The sequence below is a fragment of the Streptomyces sp. SID5464 genome, from assembly GCF_009862985.1.
Taxonomy (GTDB): domain Bacteria; phylum Actinomycetota; class Actinomycetes; order Streptomycetales; family Streptomycetaceae; genus Streptomyces; species Streptomyces chartreusis_D.
The window spans coordinates 376,874-387,702 of the sequence record NZ_WWIQ01000022.1 but is presented as its reverse complement, the minus strand read 5'-3'; the positions used below and the strand labels follow the sequence as shown (position 1 = coordinate 387,702).

Below are 10,829 nucleotides of genomic sequence, written 5' to 3'. Positions count from 1 at the left end.
GCCCCGAGCGGCACGACTGCCCGCAGCTGAGCGGGATCGGCGGCCGCGGCTGAGCAGCTACTGCGTCACTGTGAAGTTGCTCAGGATCGCCGCCGTCAGGTCCGGGTCGCCTTCCGACTTCACCCTGTCGGTCACCGACTCGGGCGTCACGCGGCCGCAGGCCAGGCGGACGTACGTCTCCCAGTCGAGGGTGAGGGTGGCGGCCGGGCCGAGGGCGGGGGCCGTTTCGAGGGTGCCGCGGCCCTGGATGTCGACGCGGATCGTGCGCAGGAACTCGACGGGGCCGTGGACGTCGAAGACGACGGCCGAGCTGCGTGGTGCCTGCGCGTCCTCGGCGACCACGCGCGGGAGTTCGCCGAGCAGCACGTCACGGGCGACGTGCGCGCCGGGGGAGTCGAGGTTGCCGGGCCGGCCGAGGGCCGTGCGCAGGTCCTGCTCGTGCACCCACACGTCGAAGGCGTGCCGGCGCATGGACTCCTCGAGGGTGAGTTCCGTGCCGAGCGGGCCGCGCACCTTCGTGCCCGGGTCGCGCGACTCGTTGCGCAGCTGCCGGTTGCGGCGGATGATCACGTACTCCAGCTCGGAGGTCATCTCCGGCGCCGTGTGGTGACGGCGGACGTCGACCTGCATCTCCATGTAGCGCTGGTGGTCGTTCGTCACGTGGAAGAGGTCGCGCGGCAGCGTGTGGATGGGCCGCGGGTCGCCGAGCATCTCGCAGTCCAGGCCGATGACATGGGAGACCACGTCCCGCACCGACCACCCGGGGCACGGCGTCCGCCGGTTCCACTCGGCCTCCGCGAGCGGCTGGAGCAGCTCGGATATCGCTTCGATGGAGTGGGTCCAGGCGTCGGCGTAGGGCTGGAGGGTGGGATGCAGACTCACGGAACGGGACCCCTCGGCGGTCGGTGCACGGGCAGGTGGTGGCGGCGTTGCCAGTGGGAGGTGGCGGCTGTCGGCGGGTGTCTTGGCAGCTAAGTTACGCTGCTGTGAGGCACCCGGGCAGTGCTTTCGTGTGACGATCGTAGGCCCGTGGGGAAGCCCTTGTGGACGGGTCGAATGCCAGGACGGTGGTAGTGTGCGCGCCTCTGTGATCCAGATCGCCGTAGACGAGGGCGAATCGGTCGAATCGCGCCGCCGACGGGTGGCCTCGATGGTCCGGGACCAGGCCGGGGCCGATCTCGTCGTCCTGCCGGAGCTGTGGACCACGGGTGCCTTCGCCTATCAGGACTTCGGGCAGGAGGCCGAGCCGCTCGAAGGGCCGACCCACGAGGCGATGGCGAAGGCCGCGAGCGACGCGGGGGTGTGGCTGCACGCGGGCTCCATCCCGGAGCGTGACCCGGAGGGTCCCCTGTACAACACCTCCCTCGTCTTCTCCCCCTCCGGCGACCTCGCCGCCGCCTACCGCAAGATCCACCGCTTCGGCTTCGACAAGGGCGAGGCCGTGCTGATGGGCGCGGGGGCCGAGCTGGTGACGGTCCGTCTGCCGTCGACCACCCTGGGCCTCGGCACCTGTTACGACCTCCGTTTCCCCGAACTCTTCCGCGGTCTCGTCGACGCCGGTGCCGAGACGCTCGTGGTCCCGGCGGGCTGGCCGGAGCGCCGCCGGTCGCACTGGACGCTGCTGGCCCAGGCGCGGGCGGTGGAGAACCAGTCGTTCGTCGTCGCGTGTGGAACGGCCGGGACGCACGCCGGAGTTCCCCAGGCCGGTCACTCGATCGTGGTCGACCCGTGGGGCGAGGTGCTGGCCGAGGCGGGCGCCGGCGAGGAGGTCCTGACGGTGGAGTTCGACCCGGGGAAGGTCGCGGCGACGCGGGAGCAGTTCCCGGCGCTGAAGGACCGGGTGCTGGGACTCCAGCCACCTCGCAGGCCCTGAGGACGGCCACTCAGGGCATCAGCGCCCACACAGGCCCACAGGGACGCGCCCTCACTCCTCCCGCTCCTTCTCCGCCAGGTGGATCACACACACCGCCACCGCGATCAGCAGCGCCGGATCCGCGTCCTCGCGGACGACGTCCACGCCGTAGGTGTCCCGCACGGTCAGCCACCGCCGGGAGATCACCGCCAGCAGTTCCCCGTCGTACTCGACGGCGAACTCGCGATCGAGGATCTTGCCGCTGACGTCCAGTTCGTTGCCGTCGGCCAGGGACACCCGGTAGTGGTTGCGCAGCAGGGACAGCCGTTTCCGGCGGATCGTCGCCAGCGGTTCGCCGCCCCGCTGGAGCACCATCGTGTCGCGCAGGGCGAGCATCTTCTGGTGGATGTCGACGAGGACGCGCCCCTGGGTGTCCTTCAGCTCCCAGGTGTCCCGCAGCCGCAGGGCCTTGCCGTCGACGAGGAACACCTTGGTGCCGCGGGCGTCCTCGATCCAGTAGTCGTCGCCGAATCCGAGGAGCCGGTCGTACACGAGGAATCTCATGAGACCAGGGCTTCCCCGCCGCCCGCTCCGAAACGCCGTCGATAGGCCGACGGGCTGAGTCCGGTCGCCCGCCGCAGCCGTGCCCGCAGGTTGGCGGCCGTACCGAGCCCGCTGCGGGCCGCCACCACGTCCAGCCGTTCCTCGCCCCGCTCGATCAGCCGGCAGGCCAGCGCCACGCGCTCCCCGGTCAGCCACGCGAGCGGCGTCGTCCCGAGCTGCGCGCGGAAGCGCCGGTGGAGCGTGGCCGGGCTGACCCGCGCGCGTGCGGCCAGGTCCGCCACCGTCAGCGGCTCGCCCAGCCGCTCCTGTGCCCAAGCCAGCAGGGGTGCCAGGGACTCGTCCCGCACGTCCGGCACCGGTCGTTCCACGAACTGCCGCTGACCGCCGTCCCGGTGCGCGGCGAACACCAGCCGCCGGGAGACGTGGTTGGCGATCTCCGCTCCGTGGTCGCGGCGCCAGACGTACAGCCCGAGATCGAGCGCGGCCGCGCTGCCGGCGGCGGTGAGGATGTCACCCTCGTCCACGAACAGCACGTCCGGTTCCAGCAGCACCTTCGGGTGCAGTCGGCGGAAGGAGTCCGCCCAGCGCCAGTGGGTCGCCGCCCGCCGACCGTCCAGCAGTCCGGCTTCCGCGAGCGCGAACGTGCCGGTGCACAAGCTCATGACCCGGGCGCCACGCGCGTGTGCGTGCCGGATGGCGTCGAGCACGGCAGGGGCGCGCGGTACGACGTTGTCCGGCCGGCCGGGCACGACCAGCGTGTCCGCCCGGTCCACGGCGTCCAGGCCCGAGGCGCCCGTGAGCGTGAAGAACCCGTGGTTCATCCGGATCTCCGGCGCGGGCGCGCACAGCGTCACCTCGTACAACGGCCGCGGCAGCCCCAGCTCGGGCCGGGGCAGCCCGAACAGCTCGGTGGCCACCCCTACCTCGAAGGGGTTGGTGCCCTCGTCGACGATCACGGCGACCTGGTGCGGGCGGTGCGAGGATCCTTGCGGCATGTGCGATTTCTAGCACTCGTGCGAGAGGCACGGCACCCCGGAAGATCCCCTCATGACCCAGGAACCCGTCTCCCTCGCCCACGCCCTGGACTCCTTCTCCGAGCTGTGGAGCCCGCGCATCGTCACCGCCGTCAACGACTACGACGTCCGCGTCGCGAAGGTCGAGGGCGAGCACGTCTGGCACGTCCACGAGCACACCGACGAGTTCTTCCTCGTCCTCGACGGCGAGCTGCACATCGGCCTGCGCGAGCCGGCCGGAGAGCACACGGTCGTGCTCCCCAGGGGCAGCGTCTTCACCGTCCCGCGCGGCACCGAGCACAAGCCGTACGCTCCGGTGCCGACCGCGATCCTCCTGTTCGAACCCACCGGCACCCTCACGGTCGGCGACCGCCACGACGACGTGCCCGAGCACGTGGACGCCACGACCGGCCACGCGCTGGAGGGGCTGTCAGTGCCGGATGACACCCTGGACGCATGAATGACTCCGCACCCCGACGTGCCCGTGTCCGCGCCCCCGAGCTGACCGGCAAGGGCGGCTGGCTGAACACGGGCGGGCAGCAGTACACCCTCGCCGACCTGCGAGGACGCATCGTCATCCTCGATTTCTGGACGTTCTGCTGCATCAACTGCCTGCATGTCCTGGACGAGCTGCGCGAGCTGGAGGAGAGGCACCGGGACACGGTCGTGGTCATCGGGGTGCACTCGCCGAAGTTCGTGCACGAGGCCGAGCACAGCGCGGTGGTGGACGCCGTCGAGCGGTACGGCGTGGAGCACCCGGTGCTCGACGACCCGGAGCTGGCCACGTGGAAGCAGTACGCCGTGCGGGCCTGGCCGACGCTCGTCGTGATCGACCCCGAGGGGTACGTCGTCGCGCAGCACGCCGGTGAGGGGCATGCGCACGCCATCGAGCGTCTGGTGACGGAGCTGGAGGCCGAGCACGAGGCCAAGGGGACGCTGCGGCGAGGGGACGGGCCGTATGTGGCGCCGGAACCGGAGCCGACGGTGCTGCGGTTCCCGGGGAAGGCGCTGCTGCTGCCGTCCGGGACCTTCCTGGTGAGCGACACCACCCGGCACCAGCTGGTGGAACTCGCCGAGGACGGCGAGAGCGTCGTACGGCGGATCGGGTCCGGCACGCGCGGGTTCGCCGACGGACCGACCGGCACGGCCGCCTTCAACGAGCCGCAGGGGCTCGCCCTGCTCGACGAGGGGTCGGTGGTCGTCGCCGACACCGTCAACCACGCGCTGCGGCGGCTGGACCTCACCACCGGCGAGGTCACCACCCTCGCCGGCACGGGCCGGCAGTGGTGGCAGGGCTCACCCACCTCGGGCCCGGCCCGCGAGGTCGACCTCTCCTCCCCCTGGGACGTCGCCCTCTGGCAGGGCAAGGTCTGGATCGCCATGGCCGGCGTCCACCAGCTGTGGGCGTACGACCCGGCCGAGGGCACGGTCGCGGTCGCGGCCGGGACGACGAACGAGGGGCTGGTGGACGGCCCGGGGGCCGAGGCCTGGTTCGCGCAGCCCTCGGGCCTCGCCGCCACCCCCGACCGCCTCTGGCTCGCCGACTCCGAGACGTCCGCCCTGCGCTGGGTGACCCCCGACGGCTCCGTCCACACCGCCGTCGGCACCGGCCTGTTCGACTTCGGCCACCGCGACGGCAGCGCCGGACAGGCCCTGCTCCAGCACCCGCTGGGCGTCACCGCGCTCCCGGACGGGTCCGTCGCCGTCGCCGACACCTACAACCACGCTTTGCGACGCTACGACCCCGCGACCGGTGAGGTCACCACCCTGGCCACGGACCTGCGCGAGCCCAGCGACGCGGTGCTCGTCGGCGACGACATCGTGGTCGTGGAGTCGGCCCGGCACCGGCTGACCCGGCTGCGGCTGCCGGAAGAGGCGGTGAAGGTGCCGGAGGTCGCCCACCGCACGCAGCGCGAGGCCACCGAAGTCACCCCTGGCCGGCTCCGGTTGGACGTCATCTTCCAGGCCCCCGCGGGCCAGAAGCTCGACACCCGGTACGGCCCCTCCACGCGCCTGCTGGTCTCCTCCACCCCGCCGGAGCTGCTGCGCAGCGGCGAGGGCGCGGGAACCGACCTGTCCCGCGCCCTCGAACTCGACCCCTCCGTGCCGGAGGGCGTGCTGCACGTCTCCGCGATGGCCGCCTCCTGCGACGACGATCCGTCGAACGAGTATCCGGCTTGTCACGTCCACCAGCAGGACTGGGGCGTCCCCGTCCGCCTCACGGAGGCGGGGACGGACCGGCTTCCCCTGGTGCTGGCCGGGATGGACGCCTGATCCTCCGGGGCGTCAGACCCCGTACCCGTCGCTGTAGCCGTCGCGTGTGTGGTGTCGTCCGTCGTCCACGACCGGCGTCGTGGGTGGCACCACCACGCGCCGCCGCCTGGCGATGCTGCTGAACGTCGTGACGCCGATCAGTCCGACGATCATCAGGATGATGCCGACCAGGTCGAGGTTGACCCCCTGCATGTCCCAGTCGGTCGCGAACGTGAGGATGGCTCCCACGGCGATGAGGATGATGCATCCGCCGAGGCCCATGTTGTGTCGCCTCCCTGTACGGTCCGGTCGTTCCGGTCCGCACACCGGGTACCCCCGAGGGGAACACCCATGCGGTGACGGCCCGTTCTACCGCTCCAGGAACGCGGTCAGCGCGTTCGCCAGGAGGAACGGGTCGTCGGCGCCGCACAGTTCGCGTGCGCTGTGCATCGACAGGATGGCCACGCCGATGTCGACGGTCCTGATGCCGTGCCGGGCGGCGGTGATCGGGCCGATCGTGGTGCCGCAGGGCATGGAGTTGTTGGAGACGAAGGACTGGAAGGGCACGTCGGCCGCCTCACAGGCCGCCGTGAACTCCGCGCGGCCCGAACCGTCCGTGGCGTAGCGGTTGTTGACGTTGACCTTGAGGATCGGGCCGCCGTTGACGCGCGGGTGGTGCGTCGGGTCGTGCCGCTCCGCGTAGTTGGGGTGGACGGCGTGCCCGGTGTCGGAGGACAGGCAGACCGTACCGGCGAAGGCGCGGGCCCGGTCCTCGTAGGAGCCGCCGCGCGCGAACACCGAGCGCTCCAGCACGTTGCCGAGCAGCGGCCCGTCCGCGCCCGTGTCCGACTGGGAGCCGTTCTCCTCGTGGTCGAAGGCGGCCAGCACCGGGATGGACGTCGGCTTGGACGCACCGGAGGCCACGGCGGCGAGGGCCGCCGTGCCGGCGTGCACCGACAGCAGGTTGTCCATGCGCGGGCCGGCCAGCAGTTCGCGGTCACGGCCCAGGTAGGCGGGCGGCTCGACGGAGTGCGTCATCAGGTCCCAGCCGGTGACCTCGCCCGCCGGGATGCCGGCCGTCTCCTCCAGGAAGGCGATCAGATCGCCGTCGCGGACGTCGTGGCCCAGGCCCCAGACCGGCTGCATGTGCCGCTGCTTGTCGAGCTTGAGGCCGTCGGCCGTCACCGAGCGGTCCAGGTGGATGGCGAGCTGCGGGACCCGCAGCAGCGGCCGGTCGACATTGACCAGGCGCGTCGAGCCGTCGCGCAGGGTCAGCCGGCCCGCGAGGCCCAGGTCCCGGTCCAGCCAGGAGTTGAGCAGCGGTCCGCCGTAGATCTCCACGGCCACCTGGCGCCAGCCGTGCGCCCCGCTGTCGGGGAGCGGCTTGACGCGCAGGTTGGGGGAGTCGGTGTGGGCGCCGACGATCCGGAACGGCGTGTGGGGTGCGGCGTCCTCCGGCACGTACCAGGCGACGATCGCGCCACCGCGCAGCACGTACTTGCCGCCGCGCGTCCCGTCCCAGGCGTCCGTCTCGGCGACCTGCCTGAAGCCGGCCTTCTCCAGCCGCTCGGCAGCTGTGGCCACGGCGTGGTACGGCGACGGGCTCGCCGCCAGGAAGGTCATGAGGTCGTCGGTGTGGCCGCGGTCGAAGCGGGCTGGTTGGGTCATGGCTTCACCTTAACGACGGACGAGGGCCTGTTCCCCACGGTAGGGAACAGGCCCTCGAACAGAGGACGTGAGAGATCTAGAACGCGGCCTCGTCCAGCTCCATCAGGTCCAGCTCGACGCCCTCGGCCACCTTGCGGGCCAGGGTGACGCCCGGCAGGACGTTGGCGGCGAAGAACTTCGCGGCGGCGATCTTGCCGGTGTAGAAGGCCTTGTCCTTGGCGGTGGCCGTCTCCAGCTTGTCGGCGGCGACCGCGGCGCCCTTGAGCAGCAGGTAGCCGACGACGACGTCACCGGAGGCCATCAGCAGGCGGGTGGTGTTGAGCCCGACCTTGTAGATGTTCTTGACGTCCTGCTCGGTGGCGGCGAGGTCGGTGAGCATCAGGCCGACGATGGCCTCCAGCTCGACCGCGGCCTTGGCGAGGTGCTCGCGGGCCCCGGCCAGCTCCTCGCCGCCCGTGCCGAGGGCGAGGAACTTCTTGATGTCCTCGGCGAGGGAGTTCAGCGCGGCGCCCTGGTTGCGGACGATCTTCCGGAAGAAGAAGTCCTGGCCCTGGATCGCCGTGGTGCCCTCGTAGAGGGTGTCGATCTTGGAGTCCCGGATGTACTGCTCGATCGGGTACTCCTGGAGGAAGCCGGAGCCGCCGAAGGTCTGCAGCGACTGGGCGAGCTGCTCGTAGCCCTTCTCGGAGCCGTAGCCCTTGACGATCGGCAGGAGCAGGTCGTTCAGCGCGTGCTCGGTGGAGGCGTCCTCGCCGGCGGCCTCCTTGATCTGGATGGCGTCCTGGATCGAGGCGGTGTACATCACCAGGGCGCGCATGCCCTCCGCGTACGCCTTCTGCGTCATGAGCGAGCGGCGCACGTCCGGGTGGTGCGTGATGGTGACCTTGGGCGCGGTCTTGTCCATGAAGTTCGCCAGGTCGGGGCCCTGGACGCGCTCCTTGGCGTACTCCAGCGCGTTCAGGTAGCCCGTCGACAGCGTGGAGATCGCCTTCGTGCCGACCATCATGCGGGCGAACTCGATGATGCGGAACATCTGGCGGATGCCGTCGTGCTTGTCGCCGATCAGCCAGCCCTTGGCGGGGTGCTGGTCACCGAAGGTCATCTCGCAGGTGTTGGAGGCCTTCAGGCCCATCTTGTGCTCGACGTTGGTGGCGTAGACGCCGTTGCGCTCGCCCAGCTCGCCGGTCTCGAAGTCGAAGAGGTACTTCGGGACGAGGAAGAGGGACAGGCCCTTGGTGCCGGGGCCGGCGCCCTCGGGGCGGGCCAGCACGTAGTGGAGGATGTTCTCCGACATGTCGTGCTCACCGGAGGTGATGAAGCGCTTCACGCCCTCGATGTGCCAGGAGCCGTCCTCCTGCTGCACGGCCTTGGTGCGGCCGGCGCCCACGTCGGAGCCCGCGTCGGGCTCGGTGAGCACCATCGTGGAGCCCCACTGCTTCTCCGTGGCGATCTTGGCTATGTGCTTCTGGACCTCGTTGCCCTCCTCGAAGAGGATGCCGGCGAAGGCCGGGCCCGAGGAGTACATCCACACGGCCGGGTTGGCGCCCAGGATGAGCTCGGCGTACGCCCAGATCAGGGAGCGGGGCGCGGTGGTGCCGCCGATCTCCTCGGGCAGGCCGAGGCGCCAGTACTCGGAGTCCATGAAGGCCTGGTAGCTCTTCTTGAAGGAGGCCGGGACCGGCGCGGTGTTGGTCTCCGGGTCGAAGACCGGCGGGTTGCGGTCGGCGTCGGCGAAGGACTCGGCCAGCTCGTTCTCCGAGAGGCGGGTCAGCTCCTCCAGGATGCTCTTCGCGGTGTCGACGTCCATCTCCTCGAACGGGCCGGTGCCGTACACCTTGTCGCGCCCGAGTACTTCGAAGAGGTTGAACTCGATGTCGCGGAGATTCGACTTGTAGTGCCCCATGGCGACGGCTCCCGGCTCCCTAGAGAGATCGGCGAGGCACTGGATCCTCGCGCTAGTTCACGTACCAACAAGTAGCTACGATGATGCTACCCGCCAGTAATAAGATGCAACCCCGTCCGGTCATCTGTGACAGGTCACACCGGAACGGTCAAGGCCGCGGTGTAGCCGTCCCCCGTGCTGCCCGTCATCGTCGCCAGCTGCCGGTCGTGGCCGTCGCTGAAGATGCCGTCGCTCTCCAGGGAGAGGCCGCTCAGGTTCCGTACGCTCTCGCCGTAGCCGTCCGTGGCGTACACCGTGTCGCAGACGTCCTTCGGGAAGGCGAGCTGCGAGGTGTTCGTGATCGACGTGGCCGCGGTGGCGTCGGCCAGGCTGCCGTAGACCTCGAAGTGGACGTGCGGCCAGCGGCCCGGGTAGCAGCCGGGGAAGATGCTCGTGAACGTGACCTGGCCCTTCTCGTCCGTCTCCTGGACTCCGCGCAGGTAGTTCTCCTCGGTGACGCCCTCGGAGTACAGGGAGTAGGCGCCGTCCCGGTCGCAGTGCCAGAGGTAGACGGCGGCGCCCTGCTTCGGGGTGCCGCACCCCGAGGCCGCGTCCACCACCGTCAGCATGATCGTCAGGGGGACGCCCTCGGCGGTGCCGTCCGCGGAGTCGCCGAAGCTCCGCGTGATGTCGCTGCGGACGACTCCGCTCTCCTTCAGTACGTTCACCCCGTTCGAGCCGTCACCGGGGAAGGGCCCGGCCGTCTCCTCGGGGATCTCCGCGCACCCGGCGGACGAGGAGGAAGAGGGGGAAGAGGGGGAGGAGGAAGCCGTGGTCCGGTCCTCCGCCGTGCAGCCCACCAGCGGGACCAGGCTCGCGCCCGCCATCAGCCGGATCATCCGGCGGCGGGCGAGGACGGGCAGGTCGTGGGAGAGGCCCCTGTCGTGCTCGTGCGGGCCTTCGTCATGGCGTCCGTTCATGGACCGACGCTACGAGCGGCGGGCGCGGCGATCCACAGAGCCGGCGCTGTCAAGTCGCTGTCGGTCTGCCGGGCCTGCCGTACCGGCCCGATCGCCCGGCCGCTCTCGGTACTCTTGCGCTCATGTACGGCTACGACCAGACAGCGGGCCCGCAAGGGCAGTACGCCCCTCCGCAGCAGCCGATGTCCGGCGGGTACGGACAGCAGCCGCCGCTGTACCCCGAGCCGTCCCCGCCCTCCCTGACGGACGCGGTGCGCGCGTTCACGACCGGGCAGATGACCGCCGAGGACTTCCAGCAGGTCTTCGCGACGTCCAAGGTCTACTGCCCGCGCGGTGACAACCCCGGCTTCCTCGCCCTGCACAACACCCAGCAGCCGGTGATCCCGATGTTCAGCACGCTCAAGGAGCTGCGCCGGTACGCGGGCAAGGAGTCCAAGTACTTCGTGATCACCGGCGCCGAGGTCCTGGACCTGCTGCCGACCGGCTACGGCTTCGTGCTGGACATGGAGGGCGAGCACCGCATGGTGTTCGACGCGAAGGCCGTCGAGCAGATGGTCGAGTTCGCGATGCGCCGGATGTACGGCTAGACGCCATTGCCGTGCGGACGGCGGCTGACC

11 protein-coding genes are annotated in these 10,829 nt (G+C 70.7%); 4 read left to right on the top strand and 7 right to left on the bottom strand.

The window, feature by feature from the left end; translation table 11 throughout:
* Positions 1-57: 57 nt before the first annotated feature.
* Positions 58-882 carry a maleylpyruvate isomerase family mycothiol-dependent enzyme gene (locus GTY47_RS17295; protein ID WP_010032501.1) on the bottom strand — a complete coding sequence of 275 codons (825 nt, stop codon included), beginning with the start codon at positions 880-882 and terminating at the stop codon, positions 58-60.
* Positions 883-1,075: 193 nt separating this feature from the next.
* Here GTY47_RS17295 and GTY47_RS17290 point away from each other — a divergent pair, with 193 nt between their 5' ends.
* Entirely contained in the window at positions 1,076-1,873 is a 798-nt protein-coding gene (locus tag GTY47_RS17290; RefSeq protein ID WP_010032497.1) for a carbon-nitrogen family hydrolase, read from the top strand.
* A 51-nt stretch (positions 1,874-1,924) separates the two neighbouring features.
* Here the strand turns inward: GTY47_RS17290 and GTY47_RS17285 are convergent, their stop codons facing one another.
* Positions 1,925-2,416 (bottom strand): LURP-one-related family protein, encoded by a 492-nt coding sequence (locus tag GTY47_RS17285; RefSeq protein ID WP_010032495.1) that lies wholly within the window; start codon positions 2,414-2,416, stop codon positions 1,925-1,927.
* Complete coding sequence (locus GTY47_RS17280; RefSeq protein ID WP_010032492.1) at positions 2,413-3,411, bottom strand: helix-turn-helix domain-containing protein; 999 nt, start codon at positions 3,409-3,411, stop codon at positions 2,413-2,415. Before GTY47_RS17280 ends, GTY47_RS17285 begins: the two co-directional genes overlap by 4 nt.
* A 52-nt stretch (positions 3,412-3,463) precedes the next feature.
* Between GTY47_RS17280 and GTY47_RS17275 the strand changes: the two genes are divergently transcribed.
* Positions 3,464-3,889 carry a cupin domain-containing protein gene (locus GTY47_RS17275; RefSeq protein ID WP_010032490.1) on the top strand — a complete coding sequence of 142 codons (426 nt, stop codon included), beginning with the start codon at positions 3,464-3,466 and terminating at the stop codon, positions 3,887-3,889.
* Positions 3,886-5,703 (top strand): thioredoxin-like domain-containing protein, encoded by a 1,818-nt coding sequence (locus tag GTY47_RS17270; RefSeq protein WP_010032489.1) that lies wholly within the window; start codon positions 3,886-3,888, stop codon positions 5,701-5,703. Before GTY47_RS17275 ends, GTY47_RS17270 begins: the two co-directional genes overlap by 4 nt.
* A 12-nt stretch (positions 5,704-5,715) precedes the next feature.
* On the opposite strand, the gene GTY47_RS17265 is transcribed toward GTY47_RS17270, so the two are convergent.
* The 4 genes from GTY47_RS17265 to GTY47_RS17250 all read right to left on the bottom strand — a co-directional run bounded on the left by GTY47_RS17265 (position 5,716) and on the right by GTY47_RS17250 (position 10,212).
* The gene (locus GTY47_RS17265) at positions 5,716-5,964 is read right to left on the bottom strand and encodes a DUF6458 family protein (protein ID WP_010032488.1); all 249 of its coding nucleotides are present in this window, start codon (positions 5,962-5,964) and stop codon (positions 5,716-5,718) included.
* Between the two features lie 87 nt (positions 5,965-6,051).
* Positions 6,052-7,350, bottom strand: coding sequence for a M18 family aminopeptidase (locus GTY47_RS17260; RefSeq protein WP_010032487.1), 1,299 nt, complete (start codon positions 7,348-7,350; stop codon positions 6,052-6,054).
* 76 nt (positions 7,351-7,426) lie between these two features.
* Positions 7,427-9,253, bottom strand: a complete 1,827-nt coding sequence (locus GTY47_RS17255) for an acyl-CoA dehydrogenase (protein WP_010032485.1) — start codon at positions 9,251-9,253, stop codon at positions 7,427-7,429.
* A 134-nt stretch (positions 9,254-9,387) separates the two neighbouring features.
* A complete protein-coding gene (locus GTY47_RS17250) occupies positions 9,388-10,212 on the bottom strand; it encodes an intradiol ring-cleavage dioxygenase (protein ID WP_010032483.1) in 825 nt (274 codons plus the stop codon).
* A 122-nt stretch (positions 10,213-10,334) separates the two neighbouring features.
* Between GTY47_RS17250 and GTY47_RS17245 the strand changes: the two genes are divergently transcribed.
* Positions 10,335-10,799, top strand: coding sequence for an SseB family protein (locus GTY47_RS17245; protein ID WP_020270440.1), 465 nt, complete (start codon positions 10,335-10,337; stop codon positions 10,797-10,799).
* The last annotated feature ends 30 nt before the right edge of the window (positions 10,800-10,829 follow it).

What these genes read in the sequence shown, in the direction of transcription:
- GTY47_RS17260 (WP_010032487.1), bottom strand. Translation starts at nt 7,350, where the DNA reads ATGACCCAACCAGCCCGCTTCGACCGCGGCCACACCGACGACCTCATG.
- GTY47_RS17280 (WP_010032492.1), bottom strand. Translation starts at nt 3,411, where the DNA reads ATGCCGCAAGGATCCTCGCACCGCCCGCACCAGGTCGCCGTGATCGTC.
- GTY47_RS17265 (WP_010032488.1), bottom strand. Translation starts at nt 5,964, where the DNA reads ATGGGCCTCGGCGGATGCATCATCCTCATCGCCGTGGGAGCCATCCTC.
- GTY47_RS17250 (WP_010032483.1), bottom strand. Translation starts at nt 10,212, where the DNA reads ATGAACGGACGCCATGACGAAGGCCCGCACGAGCACGACAGGGGCCTC.
- GTY47_RS17270 (WP_010032489.1), top strand. Translation starts at nt 3,886, where the DNA reads ATGAATGACTCCGCACCCCGACGTGCCCGTGTCCGCGCCCCCGAGCTG.
- GTY47_RS17255 (WP_010032485.1), bottom strand. Translation starts at nt 9,253, where the DNA reads ATGGGGCACTACAAGTCGAATCTCCGCGACATCGAGTTCAACCTCTTC.
- GTY47_RS17245 (WP_020270440.1), top strand. Translation starts at nt 10,335, where the DNA reads ATGTACGGCTACGACCAGACAGCGGGCCCGCAAGGGCAGTACGCCCCT.
- GTY47_RS17285 (WP_010032495.1), bottom strand. Translation starts at nt 2,416, where the DNA reads ATGAGATTCCTCGTGTACGACCGGCTCCTCGGATTCGGCGACGACTAC.
- GTY47_RS17275 (WP_010032490.1), top strand. Translation starts at nt 3,464, where the DNA reads ATGACCCAGGAACCCGTCTCCCTCGCCCACGCCCTGGACTCCTTCTCC.